Origin of the sequence: Leeuwenhoekiella sp. A2, from assembly GCF_047946655.1 — a bacterium.
In the GTDB taxonomy this organism is placed as follows: domain Bacteria; phylum Bacteroidota; class Bacteroidia; order Flavobacteriales; family Flavobacteriaceae; genus Leeuwenhoekiella.
Map to the genome: position 1 here is coordinate 778,057 of NZ_CP172311.1, position 23,214 is coordinate 801,270.

General features: G+C 37.4%; 22 protein-coding genes and 2 tRNA genes. 13 read left to right on the forward strand and 11 right to left on the reverse strand.

Annotated elements, in window-relative coordinates; genetic code table 11:
- Positions 1-9 precede the first annotated feature (9 nt).
- The gene (xylE, locus tag ACH3PA_RS03420; RefSeq protein WP_416440335.1) at positions 10-1,443 is read left to right on the forward strand and encodes a D-xylose transporter XylE; all 1,434 of its coding nucleotides are present in this window, start codon (positions 10-12) and stop codon (positions 1,441-1,443) included.
- Between the two features lie 83 nt (positions 1,444-1,526).
- On the opposite strand, the gene ACH3PA_RS03425 is transcribed toward xylE, so the two are convergent.
- From ACH3PA_RS03425 to ACH3PA_RS03435, 3 genes are all read right to left on the reverse strand, one after another.
- Positions 1,527-1,679: an SsrA-binding protein gene (locus ACH3PA_RS03425; protein ID WP_416440333.1), complete on the reverse strand. Its 153-nt coding sequence runs from the start codon at positions 1,677-1,679 to the stop codon at positions 1,527-1,529.
- Between the two features lie 630 nt (positions 1,680-2,309).
- On the reverse strand, positions 2,310-4,295 hold the full coding sequence (locus ACH3PA_RS03430) for a M56 family metallopeptidase (protein ID WP_416440331.1): 1,986 nt from the start codon (positions 4,293-4,295) through the stop codon (positions 2,310-2,312).
- A 1-nt stretch (position 4,296) separates the two neighbouring features.
- Positions 4,297-4,659, reverse strand: a complete 363-nt coding sequence (locus ACH3PA_RS03435) for a BlaI/MecI/CopY family transcriptional regulator (RefSeq protein WP_416440329.1) — start codon at positions 4,657-4,659, stop codon at positions 4,297-4,299.
- 182 nt (positions 4,660-4,841) lie between these two features.
- Here ACH3PA_RS03435 and ACH3PA_RS03440 point away from each other — a divergent pair, with 182 nt between their 5' ends.
- The 3 genes from ACH3PA_RS03440 (at position 4,842) to ACH3PA_RS03450 (ending at position 7,222) form a co-directional block, all read left to right on the forward strand.
- The gene (locus ACH3PA_RS03440; protein ID WP_416440327.1) at positions 4,842-5,618 is read left to right on the forward strand and encodes a diadenylate cyclase; all 777 of its coding nucleotides are present in this window, start codon (positions 4,842-4,844) and stop codon (positions 5,616-5,618) included.
- A gap of 4 nt (positions 5,619-5,622) precedes the next feature.
- Positions 5,623-6,009 (forward strand): DUF3667 domain-containing protein, encoded by a 387-nt coding sequence (locus ACH3PA_RS03445; protein WP_416440325.1) that lies wholly within the window; start codon positions 5,623-5,625, stop codon positions 6,007-6,009.
- Positions 6,010-6,166: 157 nt separating this feature from the next.
- Positions 6,167-7,222: an IS110 family transposase gene (locus ACH3PA_RS03450; protein WP_416440323.1), complete on the forward strand. Its 1,056-nt coding sequence runs from the start codon at positions 6,167-6,169 to the stop codon at positions 7,220-7,222.
- A gap of 334 nt (positions 7,223-7,556) precedes the next feature.
- Here the strand turns inward: ACH3PA_RS03450 and ACH3PA_RS03455 are convergent, their stop codons facing one another.
- The 3 genes from ACH3PA_RS03455 to truA all read right to left on the reverse strand — a co-directional run bounded on the left by ACH3PA_RS03455 (position 7,557) and on the right by truA (position 11,091).
- Positions 7,557-8,075, reverse strand: coding sequence for a hypothetical protein (locus tag ACH3PA_RS03455; protein ID WP_416440321.1), 519 nt, complete (start codon positions 8,073-8,075; stop codon positions 7,557-7,559).
- Between the two features lie 496 nt (positions 8,076-8,571).
- On the reverse strand, positions 8,572-10,338 hold the full coding sequence (locus ACH3PA_RS03460) for an ABC transporter ATP-binding protein (RefSeq protein WP_416440319.1): 1,767 nt from the start codon (positions 10,336-10,338) through the stop codon (positions 8,572-8,574).
- Positions 10,339-11,091: a tRNA pseudouridine(38-40) synthase TruA gene (gene truA, locus ACH3PA_RS03465; protein ID WP_416440317.1), complete on the reverse strand. Its 753-nt coding sequence runs from the start codon at positions 11,089-11,091 to the stop codon at positions 10,339-10,341. It abuts the gene before it with no gap.
- A gap of 97 nt (positions 11,092-11,188) precedes the next feature.
- Here truA and ACH3PA_RS03470 point away from each other — a divergent pair, with 97 nt between their 5' ends.
- Entirely contained in the window at positions 11,189-11,680 is a 492-nt protein-coding gene (locus tag ACH3PA_RS03470) for a metallophosphoesterase family protein (protein ID WP_416440315.1), read from the forward strand.
- A 76-nt stretch (positions 11,681-11,756) separates the two neighbouring features.
- Here the strand turns inward: ACH3PA_RS03470 and ACH3PA_RS03475 are convergent, their stop codons facing one another.
- Positions 11,757-12,167, reverse strand: coding sequence for a DUF4293 domain-containing protein (locus tag ACH3PA_RS03475; RefSeq protein ID WP_416440313.1), 411 nt, complete (start codon positions 12,165-12,167; stop codon positions 11,757-11,759).
- 201 nt (positions 12,168-12,368) lie between these two features.
- Between ACH3PA_RS03475 and rho the strand changes: the two genes are divergently transcribed.
- On the forward strand, positions 12,369-14,027 hold the full coding sequence (gene rho / locus ACH3PA_RS03480) for a transcription termination factor Rho (RefSeq protein WP_416440311.1): 1,659 nt from the start codon (positions 12,369-12,371) through the stop codon (positions 14,025-14,027).
- Positions 14,028-14,241: 214 nt separating this feature from the next.
- Here rho and rpsT read toward each other — a convergent pair whose 3' ends face one another.
- The 4 genes from rpsT to proS all read right to left on the reverse strand — a co-directional run bounded on the left by rpsT (position 14,242) and on the right by proS (position 16,252).
- The gene (rpsT, locus tag ACH3PA_RS03485; RefSeq protein WP_416440309.1) at positions 14,242-14,490 is read right to left on the reverse strand and encodes a 30S ribosomal protein S20; all 249 of its coding nucleotides are present in this window, start codon (positions 14,488-14,490) and stop codon (positions 14,242-14,244) included.
- 20 nt (positions 14,491-14,510) lie between these two features.
- Positions 14,511-14,582: transfer RNA gene (locus ACH3PA_RS03490), tRNA-Glu, on the reverse strand.
- A 46-nt stretch (positions 14,583-14,628) separates the two neighbouring features.
- Positions 14,629-14,700 (reverse strand) — tRNA-Glu (locus tag ACH3PA_RS03495).
- 79 nt (positions 14,701-14,779) lie between these two features.
- Entirely contained in the window at positions 14,780-16,252 is a 1,473-nt protein-coding gene (gene proS / locus ACH3PA_RS03500) for a proline--tRNA ligase (RefSeq protein WP_416440307.1), read from the reverse strand.
- A 77-nt stretch (positions 16,253-16,329) separates the two neighbouring features.
- Here proS and ACH3PA_RS03505 point away from each other — a divergent pair, with 77 nt between their 5' ends.
- The 7 genes from ACH3PA_RS03505 (at position 16,330) to ACH3PA_RS03535 (ending at position 23,205) form a co-directional block, all read left to right on the forward strand.
- A complete protein-coding gene (locus ACH3PA_RS03505) occupies positions 16,330-17,496 on the forward strand; it encodes a hypothetical protein (RefSeq protein ID WP_416440305.1) in 1,167 nt (388 codons plus the stop codon).
- A 38-nt stretch (positions 17,497-17,534) separates the two neighbouring features.
- Complete coding sequence (locus ACH3PA_RS03510; protein WP_416440303.1) at positions 17,535-19,040, forward strand: OmpP1/FadL family transporter; 1,506 nt, start codon at positions 17,535-17,537, stop codon at positions 19,038-19,040.
- Positions 19,041-19,204: 164 nt separating this feature from the next.
- Entirely contained in the window at positions 19,205-19,885 is a 681-nt protein-coding gene (gene folE, locus ACH3PA_RS03515; protein ID WP_416446671.1) for a GTP cyclohydrolase I FolE, read from the forward strand.
- A gap of 81 nt (positions 19,886-19,966) precedes the next feature.
- Complete coding sequence (cysS, locus tag ACH3PA_RS03520; RefSeq protein WP_416440301.1) at positions 19,967-21,457, forward strand: cysteine--tRNA ligase; 1,491 nt, start codon at positions 19,967-19,969, stop codon at positions 21,455-21,457.
- The gene (gene yidD, locus ACH3PA_RS03525; RefSeq protein ID WP_416440299.1) at positions 21,457-21,723 is read left to right on the forward strand and encodes a membrane protein insertion efficiency factor YidD; all 267 of its coding nucleotides are present in this window, start codon (positions 21,457-21,459) and stop codon (positions 21,721-21,723) included. The genes cysS and yidD overlap by 1 nt, the downstream gene beginning before the upstream one ends.
- Before the next feature lie 62 nt (positions 21,724-21,785).
- Positions 21,786-22,721 (forward strand): prolipoprotein diacylglyceryl transferase, encoded by a 936-nt coding sequence (gene lgt, locus ACH3PA_RS03530; protein WP_416440297.1) that lies wholly within the window; start codon positions 21,786-21,788, stop codon positions 22,719-22,721.
- A gap of 1 nt (position 22,722) precedes the next feature.
- Entirely contained in the window at positions 22,723-23,205 is a 483-nt protein-coding gene (locus ACH3PA_RS03535; protein WP_416440295.1) for a DUF192 domain-containing protein, read from the forward strand.
- Positions 23,206-23,214 lie beyond the last annotated feature (9 nt).

A 23,214-nucleotide genomic window follows, 5' to 3' on the forward strand; every position in this document is an offset into this window, starting at 1 on the left:
AAGTAGATTATGGCAATATCAAATAATACTACCTATTTACTTAAGTTAACCTTAGTGGCCACCCTTGGTGGCCTCTTATTTGGTTATGATACAGCGGTAATCTCTGGTACAGTTAGCTCGTTGGAAAGCTTTTTTGTTCTTCCATTTGGTCTGGACGAAACCAGTGCAAATGCCAGATTAGGCTTTGTAGTGTCAAGTGCACTTATAGGCTGTATCATTGGTGGTCTTTCTGGAGGTGTAATTAGCAAGAGTATGGGCCGTAGAAACGGTCTTCTTCTGGCAGCATTCTTATTTCTTCTTTCGGCAATAGGATCTGCAATGCCAGAAATGTTCTTTAAACCAATAGGTGAAGGAGATCATACCTATATCTATATTTTTATAGTATATAGAATTATAGGTGGTATAGGAGTAGGTCTGGCATCTATGCTCTCGCCTTTATACATATCTGAAATAGCACCGGCTAAGATTAGGGGTAAACTGGTTTCTTTAAATCAGTTTGCTATAATATTTGGTATGTTGATCGTCTATTTTGTAAACTATTACATTGCCAGTCAGGGTGATGATAGCTGGTTAAATACTGTAGGGTGGCGATATATGTTTGCTTCAGAAACTATACCCGCTACTCTATTTTTTGTTTTATTATTTTTTGTTCCAGATACACCACGTTCACTTGTTCTTAAGAATAAGCCTGAGAAAGCTCTCGAGGTTTTAACTAAAGTAAATGGACTTGCAGAAGCTGAAAAAATCATCTTAGAAATTAAGAGTACAGTTGTACACCATTCGGGTAAATTATTCTCTTACGGTGTTCCTATAATTGTAATAGGTATTTTAATATCGGTTTTCCAGCAGTTTGTAGGTATAAATGTGGTTTTATATTATGCTCCTGAGATCTTTAAAGGGATGGGCTCTGGTACAGATACAGCCTTACTACAGACAATCATTGTAGGTGCAGTGAATTTATTATTTACAGTTCTGGCAATTTTAACCGTAGACAGATTTGGCAGAAAGCCTTTAATGATAATAGGTGCGCTAGGTATGGCGTTATCAATGTTTGCACTGGGTACCGCATTCTTTTCTCAAACCGTAGGTATCGTGGCATTAATATGCATGTTACTGTATGTAGCGAGTTTTGCAATGAGCTGGGGGCCTATAGCGTGGGTTTTGTTAGCTGAGATATTTCCTAATAAAATACGAGGTAAAGCAATGGCAGTAGCTGTAGCAGCGCAATGGATTTCTAATTATTTAGTATCATGGACGTTCCCTTTAATGGACAAAAACAGTTATTTACTTGAAAAATTCAATCACGGTTTCGCCTATTGGATCTATGGAGTTATGAGCATATTAGCTATGATTTTGGTTTGGAAATTTGTTCCGGAAACAAAAGAAAAAACACTAGAAGAGATGGATAATCTATGGATTAAACCAGTAAAAGAAGTAAAATAAAAGGAAGTTTAGAAAGAAATTTCTTCTCCTTAAATAGAAGCCTACCTGTAATTTGCATCTGCAAACGGGTAGGTTTTTTTATTTTAATCAAGAGCATTTTTAGTTACCCAAAGTTTGTAACCAAAAATTGCCAGTTGCAATTTACTGGCTTTTGTAAGATCAAGGTTCTTCTTAGTAAAACTAGGAAGTACTTGCTTATTGATTTTTGCTAATGCCTTAAACAGTTTTTTCTTCACCTATGGTCAATTTTAGTAATCGTATCAATTTGTAATCTATCAAAGTTATTGAAATTAATAAGATTCTGAGCGCGCTTTCAGAATCTATTAAATAGGTGGTTAGCCAAAAATTGTTTCGATTAGTTTGATAATTACATTGATCATGATTGAAAAATTTTAAAGGTTACTATTAGTTTAATGATTGATTAAATGAAATAAATGTTCGTTGTTGATTGATGAATGATGATTTGATTGATGAACGAAATTCGATTTTGATTGATGATTTTTTAATTGATTAATACTGTTTTTTGATTTATTGATATACAAAGTATGTAAGTAAAAATCATGTGGGCAAGCAATTAGTTAATTATCTGTGAAATTGCCTATACAGTTGTAAGTAAAAAAATAGGTTATATTATTTATTTATAAATTTTCCCTTCAAACAAGTTATCAATCATAAGGAAAAATTGCATTAAAGCTCAAATACTGTAATAATTGTAGGGTATTTTTCTACGATTTTTGAGATCCCTAGGCGATTTTTAACCCAAAAAGGGCGATTTTACACATATTCATTATTGGGCCGCTAATTTTTTGACATAAAAAAGCCCGATTTAGTAGCTCTAAATCGGGCTTTTTTTATTGAAGACTTACTTATTTTTCTTTCGTAGTAATTAAAATCACACCACGTTTTCCTTCCATTTTGTCTTTATATTCTTCTGTGGCTTTGTCACCTTTCAACACATTTACCGATTTTATGTCGAGTGGATCAATTTTATTTGCTTCTTCTAAATCAATTTCTTTACCATCTAAAATGTAAAGAACATCATCTTTAAGCTTTATAGGCCCTATTGTACCAAGTTCATTTTCAGAAACAACAATATCTTTCATTTCCTTTTGGCGCTCCTTCATCTCCTCCATGCGTGCTTTCATTTCTTCCTGACGTTCTTTACGCTCGTCTATAAGATCATTTTTTCTCTCCTCATATGCTAATGCGCGTTGATTTTGCTCTTCCTGTTGCTCTTCTGTTAATTGCTCTACACGTCGCCTTTCACGCTCTACAATTCGCTGATTTGCATCTTCCTGACGTTTTACAATGCGGCCTTCACCTTCTATTCGCCTCTTTTCCTTTTCTATTTTTCGCTTCTCCACCTCTACCTGCCGTTCCTGATTTAAAGCGTGTAAACTATCTCTCTGTACATGAAAACGCGTCCCACTACCGTATAAATTTCTTGTTTTATCTAAATATTCTGTCATGGTTTTACCAGAGCCAAAACTTAGTCCGCCACTTTTTGTACGTTCAATTACAATAATACCAACACCTTCTTCATTAGATTTTGTAGATTCTTTCTTTAAATTGAAGTTACCGGTATTACCAGTCTGGTTATCTTTTATTTTTAATGTAATTCCAGAAATTTGATCATCGCTGTTATATTTTAAATTACTTACACGTAATATCACATCGTAGTCGCTCTTTAATTTATCTACCACAGCATCAACCTCGTCTTTTGACATTGTTTGGTTTATTGTAACCCTAAATGGGTCATTTATTTTGATGCTTAAAGTTTTTAGAACCGGTATTTTAACAAGAGTATCCTTTACCATCTTGTAGCCTTTTGAGGCTTTGCCAAGAGAATCCAGGACTCTGTAATTGCCAGTTAGCGTATCCTGCTGTATTATTCCTTTCACTTCCTGAGCTGAAGTTGACATTTGCGCATTATTTAGTTCAGGATTTGCTGTAGATTTAGCAGATATACTCTTGCTTTCTTTAATCCTCACTTCTTGTTTCACATTAAAACTCCATAAAAACAGCGCTATAAGCGGAAGTACCACAGCAATCTTAAGTTTACTGCTGCGACGAGACTCATTTTTGTTTAACATAACTATTCGTTTTTTGATAAATGATTGATAAAAATTATTGGCTAAAGCCGGGGTATTTCCGGCAAAAGAAACTTTGAGAAGCGTAAGTTGATAAGTCTTACGATTTGTTATTTCGCTTAAAGCTTCTTTATCTGCAAGAAACTCAAGATTCTGTTCTATTTTCTTTTTATAAAACCATGCGATCGGGTTAAACCACTGTACGATTAGTAAAACCTGGGCAAGCAAAATATCAAGAGTATGTAGTTGTCTTGCGTGTGTTTTCTCATGCGCTAAGATCATTTCCAGTTCATCTGCCGAATGATTTTGCGGATTGTAGATAATGTAGTTAAAAAATGAAAATGGTGCGTCCAGGTCTTCATTTTCTATAAATCTAAAACCAGTTATTTTCTTTCCCGGTTTCCCGAAAAGGAATTTGAACATACTTCCCAATTGCATTAAAAATCGGGCGGTCATTATTAAAAATCCGGTAAAATAGATATAAAATCCCCATTGCCACCAGTTGATAGATGCAGCTGTACTTTCATTTGATTCTATTACGAGCATAGATTGATCTATCTGCAAACTATCTACAGGCAGCGGGTCAATGTATACAAGTTGCGTAAATGTGAGTATAGGGAAGGTTGCTGCGCATAAAATACCGGCGATCAAAAAATGCCTGTTTGTGCCAAAAAACGTCTCTTTCTCAAGAAAAATCCGGTAAATACTATAGAAAATCGCCAAAACAGCGGCGCTTTTTAGCAAGTAGATCAAAGCTTCCATATCAATCTTTTTTAGATTCTATAATTTCTAATATCTCGCGCAGCTCTTTTGCTGTGATCTTTTCTTCTTTTGCGAAAAAGGAAACCATGTCTTTGTATGAACTGTCAAAAAATCGGCGGGTAGCCTCATTTAAAAATTTCTTGCCATAAACTTCTCTACTTATAACAGGAAAGTATTGATGTGTTTTACCAAAGGCATTGTGCCCCACATATCCTTTCTCTTCAAGGTTGCGTATAATTGTTGATACCGTATTGTAATGCAGGTTTTCTTCAGCGAGTTCTGCCTGCACTTCTTTTACAAATGCTTTTTCCAGCTGCCACAGCACATGCATGATCTCTTCTTCTTTATTGGTAAGTTTTTCCATAATAAATGCAATACATAATGAATACATATCAAACTTAAAACGAAATTTTTAGTTACACAACTATTTTTATAGTTATTATTAAATTTGGCACTTTTAACTAAAGTTGATAAATTTTGGAGTAATACATAAAGTGAAATCACTACACTTTAAATTTTCTCTTATTTTTACAAAAACCTCATCATTTGGACATTTTAGAAAATTTCAGAATTTTAGATATCATAGATATCCTGCTGGTTGCTACTCTTCTCTATTATGTTTATAAACTTGTAAAAGGTACGGTTGCCATAAACATCTTTCTGGGTATCGTTATCGTCTGGGGAATCTGGAAGATCACAGAGATCTTAAAGATGGAAATGCTAAGTAACATCCTGGGTGAGTTTATAGGTGCCGGTATGTTTGCTTTGATCGTGGTTTTTCAGCAGGAGATAAGAAAGTTTCTCCTTATGATAGGTTCTACAAAACTGGGCCGAAAAACAGGCTTTTTAAAACATATCAAATTTCTACAGGATGAATCTATATCACCCACAAAGGTTGAAGATATTATACGTGCCTGTGAGAATATGGCACAGACTAAAACCGGTGCCTTAATAGTTATACAGCGCGCCACTAATCTCGACTTTATAAAATCTACAGGAGATTCTATGAATATTGAGATCAACAGACCTATACTCGAGAGTATCTTTTTTAAGAATGCTACCCTGCATGACGGTGCCGTAATTATAGAAGAAAATAAGATCACAGCGACCAGAGCAATTCTACCTGTTTCTAACGAAAGAAATATCCCGCTGCGCTTTGGTCTGCGCCACCGGGCTGCGGTAGGTGTAACCGAAAAAACAGATGCTCTTGCAATAGTTGTAAGTGAAGAAACGGGGCAAATAAGCTATTTAAAAGATGGAGAATTTGTACTCTTTAAAAATTCTGAAGAGCTCATAGAGCTTATACGTAAAGATCTGTCTTAATCTCATGGGCGAAATACGAAATACCCATGTCGTTCACATAAAAAAATGTCTCAATTGTAGTTCTAGCGTTCCGCCAGCAATGTCTTATTGCTCTTCCTGCGGGGCTAAACAAATAGAAAACAGACTAACAACCAGAAATCTTCTTGAAGAATTCTCAAGTAGTTTTTTAAATCTTGACAATTCATTTTTTAAAACCTTTATAGCTCTTTTTACAAAACCGGAAGATGTTATAGGCGGTTACATAAAAGGGATGCGCAAAAGATATATTAGCGCTGTTGGCTATTTTGGGATCTCCTTAACCGTAACAGGTATCTACGTTTTCTTTTTTAATAATTTCTTTCTTGATGATCTGTTTAACGGTCGTGTATATGGCTCGTTGCGTGTAAATTAGCGATTATTTTCGGTTTAAACACAAGCCAGATTGTAAAAATTTGGCGACTTTCCAAATATGTTTTAACTTCTATTAAGTAACCAATTAGCTATGAGATATAGCATCTATGTAAAAGCAGCGTGTCCACTATCTTTAAAGTTCTCTAAAAATTTAAGATATGGAATTAGAACACACTGCTTGCCCGAATTTATACATTGGTATTGACATTCACAAGCGTAGCTGGAAGATACATTGTGCTACAGATCTTTCAGTAGGGAAGACTTTTTCTATGGATCCTGATCCAGATAAGTTGTGGGATTATGTTTCACGCCACTATTCAGGTTATAAGGTTACCACGGCCTATGAAGCGGGATGTTGCGGGTATTATGCGCACCGTAGTTTTGAGGGTTATGGCTGGAAGTCCCTTGTGGTTAACCCTGCGGACATTTACAGAACAGGCAAGGCGCGTCATACCAAGACCGATCGCATAGATGCCCAGTTGATAGCCAGAGAGCTTAAGGACGGTCGCTTAGATAGTATTCACGTTCCAGATATTCAGCGGGAGCAACTGCGCAGTCTTTTTCGCCGTCGCAATGATCTTGTGAAGGATTACCGCCGCATCAAGAGTTTGATCAAATCACAGCTGCTGTATATGGGAGTAAGCCTGCCCAAGGAATATGATAACAGTCATTGGAGCCATTCTTTTAGGGATTGGTTGGACAACCTTGAGTTTGCCTATAGCCCTGCGCGTGCCACCCTTGATAGCCGTATGCGTATGTTTCGTTTCATCGATCAGGAGGTTCGTGATGTTTCAACGGGCCTACGCAGGTTCTGCAAGGTATATTACAAGACGGATTATATGCTTTTGCGCAGTATACCCGGCATTGGTGGTATAGTTGCCTGTGGTATTTTATGTGAGCTGGGAAACCTTCGTCGTTTTCGGGATTTAAAACACCTCTCGGGCTATGTGGGATTGGCTCCTGGAATACACCAGAGCGGTGATAATTTACGTACTACCGGTATAACTCCTCGCGCGCACCGTTTGATACGCAGCTATTTTATAGAGGCCTCCTGGCAGGCAATCAGGACAGACCCTGTAATGCAGGAGTATTACCGCAAGCACCAAGGAAAGAACGTAAAGAGTATCATCGTCAAGGTGGCCAGGAAACTATTGAGTCGAACCCTTGCGGTAATTAAAACAGAAACACCCTATGTCATAGGTGTAGTGGCTTAACATAAACTAGATAACAAAGCTCAACCAAAAGTAGATACAGCCCGGATCACAAAACACCGTAGGTGACCCTTAATTCAAGAAGTGGATCACATTTTATAGCAAGTGAACGGGCTTATTATAGCTTATAATCATACAGATGCTGGTGGCCATTTAAGATGGACCACATATAGGATGCGGAGCAAGTTATATGGTGTTGAATAATGGATAATCCTATCGGAGTTATCAACTATTCAACACCTCAAAATCATCATTATGAACTAATTAAAATTTAAATATTAACTTTGGAAAAGTGGATTATTGCTTTTCATAGGATACGGTGTTGTGGTTAGTTTTTTTAGTTTAACAAATTAATGACAAAGTGAATACCGAAGATCAATATAACAAATCCAATTATTGAGAAAACTAAATCAGCATCACTTACTTCTCGTTCTTCACCTATTTCTCTATCTCTAATATTATATACATTAATTATTAATTCTTTTTTAAAAATCAGCCGATACAAAAATCTTAATAAAGAAAAAGTAATTATTAAAATTGGCAACATAATTAGATATTCTAAATATGAAGTTCCTCTCGCACTAATGAAATCGGAATTTTGCTTATAAGTTAAGTAAAGTCCAATTTGAAGTATTGCAATAAAAGACCAAATTGTGATAACTTTTAAATCTCTGAATCGTTTATAATAAAGACCATAAAGTAAAAACGGAAAACAAAAACCAAATGCTAATACACAATTATTAATTATCTTTTGTGGAAGTAGTGTTTGATAATAAAAAATAAAAATCAGAAAACCGATTATTAAATATAACCCGAGAACTAAATAGTCTATTTTTCTTAAATTCCTTTTTTTCATTCAGTTTTTTCCAAATTAACCACAACTCTGAAATATCAGGACAAACAGGTGATAAAAGAACAGTCGAGATCACTAAAAAGGTACTTCAAATAGCAACCAACTATTCTGCTCTCTTAAAGTTTTGCACTATTCCGGTTTTAGCGGCACTGTCAAGACTTGTTTTTATAACCAACAAGAAATACAATTACCTGGAGCATCTTATCATATTTCTGTATTTATATAGCCAGTACAGTATTATTACGTCAATTCTATCGCTTATTACTGCTCCTTTTTTCACGCTAAATTTAGTAATAGCAAGTACAACACAACTCTTACTCCTATTCTATGCAGGATATGTATTTAAGAAGTTATATGCCATAGATTGGGGAGAAGTTATTTTAAAAGCCCTGCTTTATTTGCTCATTGCCGCTTTCTTAATAGCGATTATATCAATTGCAGCCGGAATTATTGCCTACAAACTGGGTTTACTTGAGTCATTTGTGAAAGCTAATACTAATTAAATAGTTTCTTCTGCCATGAATTGAACTTCATAAAGATTGCGGTAGTGACCACCTTCTTTTTTGAGCAATTCTTTATGTGTTCCAGACTCTACTATTTTACCTTTTTCCATCACAATGATCTTATCTGCTTTTTTAATGGTAGCAAGGCGATGCGCAATGACTATAGAAGTACGCCCCTTTGTGATCTTATTTATTGCTTTTTGAATAAGATGCTCACTGTATGAATCTACAGATGATGTAGCCTCATCAAGCACAAGTATGCTTGGGTTGCTTACATATGCACGCAAAAATGCTATCAACTGGCGTTGCCCGCTTGACAGCATTGCACCGCGTTCTTTCACATTATAATGATAACCCCCGGGAAGCGTTTGTATAAATTTATCTACGCCAATGGCTTTTGCGGCATCTTCTACATCCTGCTCTGTAATAGTAGGATCGCTAAGAGTGATGTTATTTAAAATAGAATCTGCAAACAAGAATACATCTTGTAAAACAACCGCTATATTATTTCGTAAAGAAGCAATCGAGACATCTTTAATATCAATACCGTCAATACTTATTTTACCGCTATCAATCTCGTAAAAACGGCCGAGTAAATTAATTATAGTTGATTTACCTGCGCCCGTAGAACCTACAATTGCAACTGTTTCGCCAGCATTTACAGTAAGATCAATACCTTTTAATACTTCTTCATCAGGCACATAACTAAAATGCACATCATCAAACTGTATTTCACCTTTTATAAATTCCAGCTCCTTTTTACCGTTATCTGCAATAGTAGAATCTGTGTCAAGAATACCAAAAACCCTGCTCGCAGCCACCATACCCATTTGCAGCGTATTAAATTTATCTGCTATCTGTCTTAGCGGAGTAAATAACATCTGCGCAAATTGAATAAAAGCCGTGATAAGGCCTATAGTTATCACATCACTTTGTGCAGCTTTTAGACCGCCATACCAAACCAATAAACCTATTGTGATAGAAGTAGACATTTCTGCTACAGGAAAGAATATAGAATTGTACCAGACGGTCTTATTCCATGCTTTCATGTGCTTTTTATTGATCTTGTCAAACTTCTCCTGCTCTATTTTCTCACGAGAGAAAATGTGAACGATCTTCATTCCGGTAACACGTTCTTGTACAAAAGAGTTAAGGTTTGCGACCTGTGTGCGCACTTCTTCGAAGGCAAGTTTCATTGCCCGCTGAAAAACGCGCGTGGCGTAAAGTATAAAAGGCAGAATGGCGAAAACGATCAAAGAGAGTTCCCAGCTTTTATAAAGCATAACACCTATAATTACGCTCATCTTCAGCAAGTCGCTTATAATCATAAATAAGCCTTCGCTAAAGATACTCGCGATCGTTTCAATATCGTTTACAGCTCTAGTGACCAGCCTGCCTACGGCAGATTTATCATAGTACTGCATTTTGAAGCGCAGCATGTGGCCAAACAATTTAACGCGCATATCGCGTATCACATTTTGACCTAACCAACTTGCAAAATATATAAATATCAATTGAAAGATAGCCTCACCCATCAACACCACAAACATCAATACGATGTAGTGCAACATTACATCAAGACTCTTGGGCTTAATACCTTCGTCTATGGCGAGTTCAAGATAAATCGGTCTTAGAACAGCAAAAAGTGACATTAATATAGCAGAAATCGCTACCAGAAAAACCCTTGGCTTGTAGGGACGGGTATAAGTCATCAAGCGTCTAAAAAGACCAAAATCGAATGCGTTGCCTTTACTCTCTGCCATTTAAATAAATATTTCTTCAGGGTATTTTACAGAAACGAGATATAAACCATGCGCCGGTGCAGAAGTACCCGCTACTCCTCTATCTCTGCTTGCCAGAACATCCTGCATGTGAGCCACACCTTGCTTCCCTTTTCCTATTTCAAGTAAGGTACCCACAATTGCACGTACCATATTTCGTAAAAATCGGTTGGCGCTTACGCGAAATATAAGCTGGCTACCACGTTGCTCCCAATAAGCTTCTGTTACGGCGCAAATATAGTTGTTAACGTCGGTATTTGTCTTGCTGAAACACTTAAAATCCTTGCTGCCAACTAAAAAATTAGCCGCCTCGTTCATAGCATCTATATTCAGCCTGTGCTGAAAATAATAGGCCTGACCGGTAGTAAAAGGATTCTTCTCTACATTTATAATATATTCATAGCTTCTGCTTACTGCGTCAAAGCGTGCATGAGCATCCATCTTTACGGGTAATATATTTAAAATAGCAATGTCTGCGGGCAAGAAGCGATTGAGTTTATATTTGAACTGCTCACAATCTGAAGCATCCCAGTTTTCATCGAGATCTACATGAGCAAATAATTGTTTAGCATGCACCCCGGTATCTGTGCGACCGGCACCGGTGATAGAAATTGGGGCGCGCAATATTGTACTTATTGCTTTTTCCAGCATTTGCTGCACAGAACTACTTTGAGGCTGGCGCTGCCACCCATGGTAATTAGAGCCGTTGTAAGCTATTTCAATAAAATATCTCAATCCTACTTTTTCTAATTAAGTTTGCAAAGATACATCTTTGAGGTGTTTTTACTCTGTACCTAATAACAAGTCAACACAGCCCGACCAACTTTACTTTATGAAAAAAATATTGCTCCTAAGTGATACGCATAGTTATATCGATGATCATATTTTAAAACATGCTCAAAAAGCAGATGAAGTATGGCACGCCGGTGATATAGGTGATCTTGCGGTAACAGATGCGCTAAAAAAGATAAAACCTCTTAAGGCCGTATATGGAAATATTGACAATCACGAGATAAGAAATGAATTCCCTTTAAATCTCAGATTTTATTGTGAAGATGTAGAAGTATGGATCACCCATATAGGCGGTTATCCCGGAAGATATTCTCCTGCAGTTCGCGACGAAATAAGAAATAATCCTCCTCGAATTTTTATATGTGGACATTCTCACATTTTAAAAGTGATGCCAGATAAAAAACTTAATCTTATACATATGAATCCCGGCGCAATAGGTAAACATGGTTTTCATAAAGTGCGTACTATGTTACGATTTACCATAGATGGTAAAAAAATAGAAAATCTGGAAGTGATAGAAGTACCTAGATGATTTTTATGGTAAAACGCAAAAACCCTGCAGTTGGCATACTGCAGGGCTTACGCACTAATGAACTAAGATTATAGGTCTATCGCAACCGATCTACAGATTTTACAAGATCTTCATCCCGCTTGATTGCCCTGTTGGCCAAAGCAATAAAAACGATAGAAATAACGGGAATAAACATCCCAATACCCTTCTCTGAAGCATCAGCTTCTCCGGATAAGATTTGCGATTGGTAAATTAATACACCTAGTAAAATAAAGTTTAATATTATATTGAGTCGTCCCAGCACAAACTGCAACTTCCTGTTCTTGTATAAAAATAAAGTAATTAAAGATAGTATTGCGCTTGCTACAAATAAGCCAAGATAAACCAGGTTATCCTGAGCAAAAACTACACCTTCTTCCGCATTAGCGTATAATGGAAAAACAAAAATGAGACCGGCAGAGGCTGCAGCTGCAAGAATAATATAAATACTTTGTATGCGTTGAATCATTTTACAAACCCATTTGGGCTGACAAAAATAACAACTTCTTTTAAACTCAAGTAGAATATTGTCAAAATAATGTTGTATAATTGCAAGACGAAATGTAACCACCTCTGAGTTGGTTACTTATCTTGCCAAAAATTTCTTAGAATCTTCTCTCAAGATCTTTGTTAGCATTCAAAACCAATACGGAAATCTTATTTTTAATTAATGTTTGACATTTCAGAATTAAAAGCTAAAAAGCTTCCTGAACTACAGGATATAGCAAAAGGCCTTGATGTTCCCAAGTTCAGGACCTTAAAAAAACTTGATCTTGTTTACAAAATACTCGATCAACAAGCCGCAAATCCTAAAGCTGTTGCAGAGGTTGTACAGGAAACTTCGCCCTCAAAAACTGAGGAAAAGCCAACTCCTAAACGCGAGCCCAGAGCACCACGCCCTCAAAAGAAAATTACCCAGGAGCGCAGTAAAGTAGAAAAACCTACAAAACCCGCCTCAAAACCTACTGAAAGCGAAAAAAGTGATTCTGCTAAAAATCAGAATGACAAGCCGGCTTCTAACGATTCAAAATCTAATAAGCCGACTCGCGCTCGCAAGGACAATAGCAATAGCAACACTACTAATACTTCTCATAATTCTAACAACTCTAATAGAAGCCAGAGAAGCAACAATAATAATTCTAACAGTAATCGCAGCAACAGCAATAACGGGAATAAAGATTCTCGTAATCGTTACCGCGAGCCAGATTACGAGTTTGAAGGACTTATAGAAAGTGAAGGCGTACTTGATATTATGCAAGATGGCTATGGCTTTTTAAGATCTTCAGATTACAACTACTTGTCATCTCCTGATGATATATACGTTTCACAATCGCAAATAAGATTATTTGGTTTAAAAACCGGCGATACCGTACTTGGAGTAATACGTCCTCCTAAAGAAGGAGAGAAATATTTTCCACTTATTAAAGTGAGCAAAATAAATGGTCTTAATCCAGATGTAGTTAGAGACAGAGTTTCTTTTGAGCACCTTACTCCTCTTTTTCCCAAAGAGAAATTTAATATAGGCGATCGCCAAAGCACAATATCAACACGTGTAATGGATCTTTTTGCTCCTATAGGAAAAGGACAACGTGGTATGATCGTTTCTCAGCCTAAGACTGGTAAAACGATGTTGCTTAAAGATGTGGCAAATGCAATTGCTGCTAATCATCCCGAAGTATATCAAATGATATTACTTATAGATGAGCGACCAGAAGAAGTAACAGATATGCAACGTAATGTAAAAGGTGAAGTTATCGCTTCTACTTTTGACAAAGAAGCACATGAGCATGTGCGCGTGGCAAATATCGTATTAGAAAAAGCAAAGCGTCTTGTAGAATGTGGCCATGATGTAGTTATACTTCTTGACTCGATCACCAGACTTGCTCGCGCATACAACACCGTACAACCAGCCTCAGGTAAGATTTTGAGCGGTGGTGTTGATGCTAACGCACTTCATAAGCCAAAACGTTTCTTTGGTGCTGCCCGTAATATTGAAGGAGGAGGATCTCTTTCTATAATTGCAACTGCCCTTACCGAAACCGGCTCTAAAATGGACGAAGTTATTTTTGAAGAATTTAAAGGAACAGGTAACATGGAGCTTCAGCTTGATCGTAAGATCGCTAACCGCAGAATCTTCCCTGCTATAGACCTTACTTCTTCAAGCACACGTCGCGATGATCTATTGCTTAGTGATAATGCAATACAACGCATGTGGGTTATGCGCAAATATCTTGCAGATATGAATCCTATTGAAGCAATGGAATTTGTAAGCGAGAGAATAAAGCAAACAAAGAATAACGAGGAGTTTTTAATCTCTATGAACGGCTAAAAACCTCCTTTTTTAATACAAAAAGCTCCCTATAATACTCAAAAATAGGGAGCTTTTTTATGCAATACTTTCGCGATCGTATTGAATTTATGGCATTAAAAAACTCCTAAACATCTGTTGATGCAAAGGAGTTTTTCAATAAACAAATAAACATATTAACCAACAAAAAACTCCCACTACTGCAGGAGTTTAATATTATAATAAACTTAAACTCTTATAAAGCAGCTACGTGCTTAGCAAGCTGAGATTTAAGATTAGAAGCTTTGTTGCTATGAATGATATTTTTCTTAGCTAGTTTATCAATCATAGATACAACTGATGGATACAACGTTTCAGCTTCTTCTTTTTCAGAATCACGCAATTTCTTAATAGCATTACGTGTCGTTCTATGCTGATATCTGTTTCTCAATCTGTTGCTCTCGCTGCTTCTGATTCTCTTTAAAGATGACTTGTGATTTGCCATTATTTTGTTTTTTTAAATTGTAGCCCGTAGGGGAATCGAACCCCTCTTACCAGGATGAAAACCTGGCGTCCTAGCCGATAGACGAACGGGCCATTATGTCAAATTTTAAATGCTTAAGGTGCATTTACTAACCTCTTGTAGTCCGTAGGGGAATCGAACCCCTGTTACCAGGATGAAAACCTGGCGTCCTAACCCCTAGACGAACGGACCGGTTTAGTTTCGCTCAATTGCGGATGCAAAAATACAACTATTTTTGAATGCCGCAAGCGTTACTAAAACTTTTTTAAAACTAATATGCTTTTGCAAATAAAACTCGCTTACTTGCCTTGTTTCCGCTGTACATACAAACACCCTCTTCTTCATGAGCATTAAGCGGTATACAACGTATGGTTGCTTTAGTTTCTGCTTTTATCTTTTCTTCTGTTTCAATTGTCCCATCCCAGAAAGCGCTCACAAAGCCACCCTTCTCTTCAAGAACTTTTTTGAACTCATCGTAAGTATCAACCTGAGTTATGTGCTCATTTCTATATTTTAAAGCTTTATTGAATAAAGCCGCCTGCATCTCACGTAATAATTCCTGAACGCGATCTACAATATTATCTTTAGAAACAAACTCCTTAGTCAATGTATCTCTTCTGGCCAGCTCAACCGTACGCTTCTCAAGATCTTTAGGACCTATACCTATACGTAAAGGCACACCTTTTAGTTCGTACTCATTAAACTTCCATCCCGGCTTATAAGTATCTCTATCATCAAATTTCACAGAAACACCTCGTAAACGCAATTCTCTCTGAAGCTCATTAGCTACCTGCGAAATTGCCTCTAGCTGCTCCTGCCCTTTATAAATAGGCACTATAACCACTTGTATAGGTGCAAGATTAGGTGGTAAAACCAAACCTTTATCATCACTGTGTGTCATTACCAAAGCACCCATCAATCGGGTTGAAACTCCCCATGAAGTCGCCCAAACATATTCCTGCCCACCATCTTTAGATGCAAATTTTACATCAAAAGCTTTCGCGAAATTTTGACCTAAAAAGTGAGATGTACCTGCCTGCAAAGCTTTACCATCCTGCATAAGAGCTTCAATACAATATGTTTCTAACGCACCTGCAAAACGCTCACTTTCTGTCTTAGTACCTTTTACAACAGGAACCGCCATAAAGTTTTCAGCAAATTCAGCATAAATATTCATCATCTGCTTCGCTTCTGCTACAGCTTCATCACGAGTTTCGTGAGCCGTATGGCCTTCTTGCCATAAAAATTCAGAAGTACGTAAAAATAACCGCGTACGCATTTCCCAACGAACCACATTTGCCCACTGATTTATAAGCAAAGGCAAGTCACGATAAGATTGAACCCATTTTCTGTAAGTATCCCAGATAATGGTTTCAGACGTTGGTCGTACAATAAGTTCTTCTTCCAGTTTTGCATCTGGATCAACGATAATCGATCCATCTTCGTCATTTTTTAATCTATAATGCGTAACTACCGCACATTCTTTAGCAAAGCCATCTACATGACTCGCCTCTTTACTAAAATAAGATTTTGGGATAAAAATAGGAAAATAGGCATTTTGATGCCCTGTTTCTTTAAACATACGATCCAGCTCTGCCTGCATTTTTTCCCAAATTGCATAGCCGTATGGTTTAATAACCATACATCCTCTAACTCCTGAATTTTCAGCTAGATCTGCTTTAACAACTAATTCATTGTACCATTTAGAATAGTCCTCTTCGCGCGTGGTTAAATTCTTGCTCATATATAAATAATTGGCACAACTATTGTGACTTCGTTAATAGTTAAGTTTTTGACTAATCAATGTTAAACCCCTTAGGATTGACGGCAAAACTAACTAAATTTACATTGTACAACAATAAAATACCGATAGATATGCAACGCGCTCTTGTACCTCAAAATATATTGATAAGATCACTTTTTTTATTTTTAGCTACTGCCGGATTAATTTCCTGCGGTACATCTCAATATGCAACTTCAGAAGACGGGATTTACTCTTCTGGAACAGAAATATCTGAGAACACTTATAACGCAAACACGAGATCAGAATATTATTCAGATTACTTTAATCAAGGTGCTGAACAATTAGATCAGGCCAATTCTGAAGGAACTATTTTCACAGACGTTGATTCATACAGCTCTGCATCTGGTTATCTAGAAGATGAACAAATGTTTCAGGAAGGAGATACGATTTATAATCCTAATGCGGGGTGGGGCGACACTTATGACAGAACAATTGTAAATGTCTATCCTTCGTTTTATGGAAGATCTCCTTATTTTGGATTTGGTAATTACTGGGGCTTCAGCAATGGTTTTGGTTATGGAGGCTGGGGCTATGCAGGTGGTTATGGTTATGGTTACGGCTATGGCAACCCTTACTTTTATGGCGGCTTTGGCGTAGGTTTATCTCCATTTTATGGTGGGTTTGGTTACCCTTATTTTGGCGGGTTTGGCTACGGTTACAACCCATACTTTGGTTATCCTTATTATCATGGTTATAGAAATTACTATAACAATTATTACAATAATAGTTATACTTATAGCAACACACGTAGAAATGATTACAGATCTGCGACCGCTAACAACAGAAGCAACCAACAAGCAAATTACAGAAGAACAGAACGCACATACAGCCGTAACAACGTTGGGGTAAATACTTCAAGATTATCAAGAAGTAATAACAACGCTACAGTGAGACGGGCAGACAATTCTAACCGTTCTATATACAATTCAACTGCTCAGCAGCGCAGATCAACAGGTAACAACACCTACACCCGCAGAGCAAATAGCACTAATGCAAATACTGCTGTGAGACGCTCTAATAACTCAAGTTATTCAAGAAGTAACAATAGCACATACTCCAGAAGCACCCCGGCGCGTAGCTCTAGCAACGTGTCAAGAAGTAGTGCTCCTGCTCGTAGTTCTGGCACAACCAGAAGTAGCGGCGGTGGCGGCAGTACAGGTAGAAGAGGCGGTGGTCGCGGATAAACTTTTCTGATTCTTAATTTTGATCTTCATTTTAAATCATGAATAAAATCAATTTTCTTTTAATGGCTCTTCTTGCCATAGGTACTTCTTACGCTCAAAACATTAATGATGCAGTACGTTACAGCACACAAAATATTAGCGGTACCGCAAGATATCAAGGTGTGAGCGGCGCCTTTGGCGCTCTGGGCGGCGATTTATCTGCTATTAATAACAATCCTGCTTCTTCAGCAATATTTACAAATAGCTATGCCTCTATTACTGCTGCATTAGACATGTATGATAATTCAACCCAATATTTTAATGGAAGTATGCCTACTGATGACTCTGATATCAATTTTAATCAGGGCGGTGGCGTTTTTGTTTTAGACAATAACGACGAGAGTTCGGCTTTTAGAAAATTGGCGATCGCATTTAATTATGATAGAACGGCAAATTTTGACAATGTTTATACAGCTTCCGGAATTGGCAACACTTCTATAGATGCTTACTTTTTACAATTTGCACAGGGCACACCATTAGATTTACTACAATACAGATCTGGTGAAAACGTAGACGATCTGTACGATTATTTGGGGGAAAATGAAGGTTTTGGCGCTCAGCAGGCGTTTTTAGGGTATCAGGGATATATAGTTGATCCCGCGGAAGACGATCCTGACAATACAAGCTATTCCTCAGCTATAGGCTCGGGGAATTTTGATCAGGAATACACATCATTAGCTAGCGGTTATGCGGGGAAAGCGAGTTTTAATATTGCTACTCAATATAAAGAGAAATTGTATGTAGGTCTCAATTTGAATTCGCACTTTATAGACTACAGACAATCTACCATTCTATTTGAAGATAACGCTAATGCCAACAGCCAGGTAACAAATCTGCGTTTCGAAAATAATTTAAGCACACTCGGTAACGGTTTTTCTTTTCAAATAGGAGGTATTTATCATCTATCACCCAGTTTACGCGTTGGTCTAACTTATGACTCACCTACCTGGTACAACATAGAAGAAGAAACTACACAACGCCTTACAACTTCAGGAGTAAACGGTAATGTAACTCTTGACCCAAGAGTTACAAATGTTTATGATGACTATACATTACAAACACCAGGAAAAGGAACAGCCGGCTTGGCTTATATTTTTGGCAGCAATGGTTTCTTAAGTTTTGATTATTCTTACGAAGATTTTTCAAGCGTGACATTTAAACCAAAAAATGACACCTTTTTTCAAGGATTGAATGATGAAATTGACTCAAATCTTAAAGCGGTTTCTACTTATAAAGTGGGTGGCGAAATTAAAGTAAGAAAATGGAGCTTTAGAGGTGGTTATAAGTATCAGGAAAGTCCTTATGAAAATGATGATATTATGAGCAATCTGTCAGGTTTTTCTGCCGGACTAGGATATTCATTTGGATCTGCCAGATTAGATTTAGCTTATTCAAGATATACACAAGAAAGTAATCCACAATTGTACGATACAGGTCTAACATCTACTGCTTTTGTAGACGGTGTAAATTCTACAGTAGCTGCGACATTCAGCTTTAGACTTTAATCGCACAGCATACAGAAACATAAACTCGACTTTCACAGTCACTAATTAACTATAGAAACTGCTTACAGCTGCATAGATACAATTTTAACAAATAGGTGATTAAATATTCAAATTACTTATCTTTGCAAGCCTTTAGCGCAAGTTACGACTATAGATTTATGAAGATGAATTTTGAAAAACAACCCATCGCGGAAACCGACTCCTTAGGAGACGATCACGTGGGAACCTCTGCAGAAACTCCTATGCGAGCAGATGCTTTCGCTTTAAGCGATATAGAAAAAATAGCTTTAATCAAGGAAGATGTTGAGCACATAATGAAGACCTTAGGTCTTGACCTTACAGACGATAGTTTAAAAGGCACACCTAATAGAGTGGCCAAAATGTTTGTGAACGAGATCTTTAGCGGCCTTCATCCTGACAGGAAACCTAAAGCTTCTACTTTTAAAAATAGTTACAAATACGGCGAGATGCTGGTAGAAAAGAACATTACTGTTTATTCTACTTGTGAGCATCATCTATTGCCTATTGTAGGGAGAGCGCATGTTGCTTATATCTCTAATGGTACGGTTGTAGGTCTTTCTAAAATGAATCGCATTGTAGATTTTTATGCAAAGCGTCCTCAGGTACAAGAGCGCCTCACCATGCAAATTGTTCAGGAATTACAAAAAACCTTAGGCACAGAAGATGTTGCCTGTGTTATAGACGCAAAACATCTTTGTGTGAATAGTCGTGGTATACGCGATATAGAGAGTAGCACGGTAACAAGTGAATTTGGTGGTAAGTTTAAAGAGAACGCTGTAAGAAGAGAATTCTTAGACTACATCAAGCTTGAAACCCATTTTTAAACTCTTTTAGCTGATTTTTAGCCTCAGCAACCCGATTTTTTTGTAGTATTTTTAGCCCTTAACAAAACCTAAAAAGCATCAATGGCGGCTGCCTTATACCAAAGTCAAAACTTATCGATTTACAATTCACTTTCTGGAGAGAAAGAACAATTTAAACCTCTTCTTGAAGGTAATGTAGGTATGTACGTCTGCGGTCCCACCGTTTACAGCAATGTGCATTTAGGTAACGTAAGAACGTTCATGTCTTTTGATATGATCTTTAGATACCTTAAACATTTAGGGTATAAAGTGCGCTATGTGCGAAATATTACAGATGCCGGCCATCTGGAAGATGATGCAGATCAGGGCGAAGACAAGATTGCTAAAAAGGCCAGACTTGAGCAGATAGAACCCATGGAAGTCGTACAGCAGTACACGATAGACTTTCACAATATCCTGCAAAAATTCAATTGCCTCCCTCCTAGCATAGAACCTACAGCTACGGGTCATATTATAGAACAGATCGAAATCATTAAACAAATACTTGACAATGGCTTTGCCTATGTTGAGAATGGTTCTGTTTATTTTGACGTGCTTAAGTTTAATGAAAGTCATGATTATGGCAAGCTAAGCGGAAGACAGCTTGAAGATATGATTGCCAATACTCGTGAACTCACCGCTCAAAGCGAAAAAAGAAATCCACAGGATTTTGCCCTCTGGAAAAAGGCCGAACCACAGCATATTATGCGCTGGCCATCGCCTTGGGGAGACGGTTTTCCCGGCTGGCATCTTGAGTGTACAGCAATGAGCACAAAATATTTAGGCGAAAGATTTGATATTCACGGTGGCGGTATGGATCTTAAATTTCCACATCACGAGTGTGAGATCGCACAAAGCGAAGCTTCATCAGGACAAAACCCAGTGAATTATTGGCTTCACGCAAATATGCTTACGCTTAATGGCAAAAAAATGTCAAAGAGCACGGGGAATAATATCAATCCCGGACAGATTTTTACCGGTGAAAGTGAGTTTTTAACCAAAGGATATTTACCTGCTGTAGCCCGATTTTTCATCATGCAGGCACATTATAGAAGTGTTCTCGACTTTAGCAACGATGCGCTGCTCGCCAGTGAAAAAGGGTTTAATCGTCTTATGGAAGCTGTGCATCTTATTAAAACGTTACCCACTTCAGGTAAGAGCAGCTTTGACATTACAACCTGGAAGCAGGCATGCTATAACGCGATGAATGACGATTTTAATACACCTATTTTAATCGCTCAGCTTTTTGAAGCCGTTAAGTATATTCATCAGATAAAAGACGGTAAAGCAACTATTTCTAAAGAAGATCTTGAAATTCTTGAGCACACAGTGCATTCATTTGTATTTGATGTTTTAGGTCTTGAAGATACAAACGTTGCTAATGAGGCAAACACAGATAAACTGAATGGTGCTATAGAACTCTTGATAAAGCTTAGAAACGAAGCCCGTGCAAATAAAGATTTCGCCATGAGCGATGTAATTCGTGATGAACTGCAGGAAATGGGCATACAGTTAAAAGACGGCAGAGAAGGCACCTCATACAGTCTGCTGTAATGCAAGCCTCACAATTAATAGCGGCACCATTTATATTCTTAGTACGTCTTTATCAACAATTTATATCACCGTTTTTACCATCCTCCTGTAGATACTCCCCTACCTGCTCACAATACACTATAGAAGCATTAAAGGCGCATGGTATTTTAAAAGGTGGCTGGCTCGCAGTTAAGCGCATCGCAAGTTGTAACCCTTGGGGCGGTTCTGGTTATGACCCCGTGCCACCGGCAAAGAATGAGTCTTCTAATACAGCAGATAAAAATTGAGATATAAAGCTGATGAATTTAGCTGCTTTCATATCTTTACCACATACTGATAAATGCAAAATATGCTCGCTTTAAAAATGACCTGGAACCCATCTACGGGCCTCGATCTAGGATTTTTTACCCTTCACTATTACAGTTTAATGTTTGTCGTTGCTTTTATGTTAGGCTGGTACCTGATGAAAAAAGTCTATGAACGGGAAAATGTATCAATAGAAAAACTAGACCCGCTTTTTATATATTCTGTTCTTGCGATTTTAATTGGTGCAAGATTAGGTCACGTTTTCTTTTATCAAACAGAACTTTTATGGCAGGATCCTCTTTCTGTGGTATTGCCATTTCGCTTTGTACCTGAGATCGAGTACACAGGTTTTCAGGGTTTAGCCAGTCATGGCGCAGCGATAGGAATGATCATCGCCATGTATCTTTACAATAAAAAAATACTTAAAAAGAGTATTTTATGGCTCCTGGATCGCGTTATTTTACCGGTCTCACTAGGCGCTATTTTTGTGCGAATTGGAAATTTCTTCAATTCTGAAATGGTAGGTAAAGTTACAGACAGCAATCTTGGGATTAAATTTGTTCAGGATGAATATTCAGAATATCAGGCGCAGCGCATCACTAGCATTCCCAATGGGCGTAAAGCACTACAAGCCTTGACAGACGATCCTCAGTTTTCGCAATATATTGCCGAAATACCTTATCGTTTTCCGGGTCAGTTAATGGAATCATTCGGCTATGTTTTTGTATTCTTAATTCTAATGCTTGTTTATTGGAAAACTGATCTGCGCAAAAAGGAAGGTTTCATATTTGGCCTTTTCCTCACACTTCTCTGGACGGTACGTTTCATCGTAGAGTTCTTTAAAAGAGCACAGGTAGAAGGTCGTGAAGATTGGGTTTTAGGCCTCAACACAGGGCAAATCTTAAGTGTTCCCTTTATAATAATAGGTATATTCTTAATGATACGGGGGATGCAACAAAAAGAAGCAAAGGTTTATTAGTATGAAAAACAAAATCGCTCTCCTCTTAATACTCTCAGGGCTTGTATTTACAAGCTGCAAGAATGAGAACACTACATCATATAAGGAAGATGCGATTGCTTTTACTAAGGAAGGTACTCTTAAAATTATTAAGCCAGACAGCACGGTTGCTGCTTCTTTAAAAATAGAAATCGCTGAAACTGATTACGAGACCGAAACCGGACTTATGTATCGAAAGAGCATGGCTGAAAATGAAGGCATGCTGTTTATCTTTGATGAAATACAGGAACGTTATTTCTACATGAAAAACACAAATATTCCCCTTGATATTATCTACATAAAAGCAGATAAAACAATTGGGAGTATTGCTAAAAATGCCAAACCTCTAAACGAGGAAAGTCTCCCTTCAGGCCTTCCCATTCAGTTTGTACTTGAGGTAAACGCAGGACTTTCTGATAAATGGAATTTGCAACCAGGCGATTCTGTAAGCTGGGAACGAGATTAAACTCTGTAA

Coding starts and splice junctions, on each gene's coding strand:
- xylE (WP_416440335.1), top strand. CDS start 10: ATGGCAATATCAAATAATACTACCTATTTACTTAAGTTAACCTTAGTG.
- ACH3PA_RS03430 (WP_416440331.1), bottom strand. CDS start 4,295: ATGGAAGCTTTGATCTACTTGCTAAAAAGCGCCGCTGTTTTGGCGATT.
- ACH3PA_RS03435 (WP_416440329.1), bottom strand. CDS start 4,659: ATGGAAAAACTTACCAATAAAGAAGAAGAGATCATGCATGTGCTGTGG.
- ACH3PA_RS03445 (WP_416440325.1), top strand. CDS start 5,623: ATGGGCGAAATACGAAATACCCATGTCGTTCACATAAAAAAATGTCTC.
- ACH3PA_RS03450 (WP_416440323.1), top strand. CDS start 6,167: ATGGAATTAGAACACACTGCTTGCCCGAATTTATACATTGGTATTGAC.
- ACH3PA_RS03455 (WP_416440321.1), bottom strand. CDS start 8,075: ATGAAAAAAAGGAATTTAAGAAAAATAGACTATTTAGTTCTCGGGTTA.
- ACH3PA_RS03460 (WP_416440319.1), bottom strand. CDS start 10,338: ATGGCAGAGAGTAAAGGCAACGCATTCGATTTTGGTCTTTTTAGACGC.
- ACH3PA_RS03470 (WP_416440315.1), top strand. CDS start 11,189: ATGAAAAAAATATTGCTCCTAAGTGATACGCATAGTTATATCGATGAT.
- ACH3PA_RS03475 (WP_416440313.1), bottom strand. CDS start 12,167: ATGATTCAACGCATACAAAGTATTTATATTATTCTTGCAGCTGCAGCC.
- rho (WP_416440311.1), top strand. CDS start 12,369: ATGTTTGACATTTCAGAATTAAAAGCTAAAAAGCTTCCTGAACTACAG.
- rpsT (WP_416440309.1), bottom strand. CDS start 14,490: ATGGCAAATCACAAGTCATCTTTAAAGAGAATCAGAAGCAGCGAGAGC.
- proS (WP_416440307.1), bottom strand. CDS start 16,252: ATGAGCAAGAATTTAACCACGCGCGAAGAGGACTATTCTAAATGGTAC.
- ACH3PA_RS03510 (WP_416440303.1), top strand. CDS start 17,535: ATGAATAAAATCAATTTTCTTTTAATGGCTCTTCTTGCCATAGGTACT.
- folE (WP_416446671.1), top strand. CDS start 19,205: ATGAATTTTGAAAAACAACCCATCGCGGAAACCGACTCCTTAGGAGAC.
- cysS (WP_416440301.1), top strand. CDS start 19,967: ATGGCGGCTGCCTTATACCAAAGTCAAAACTTATCGATTTACAATTCA.
- yidD (WP_416440299.1), top strand. CDS start 21,457: ATGCAAGCCTCACAATTAATAGCGGCACCATTTATATTCTTAGTACGT.
- lgt (WP_416440297.1), top strand. CDS start 21,786: ATGCTCGCTTTAAAAATGACCTGGAACCCATCTACGGGCCTCGATCTA.
- ACH3PA_RS03535 (WP_416440295.1), top strand. CDS start 22,723: ATGAAAAACAAAATCGCTCTCCTCTTAATACTCTCAGGGCTTGTATTT.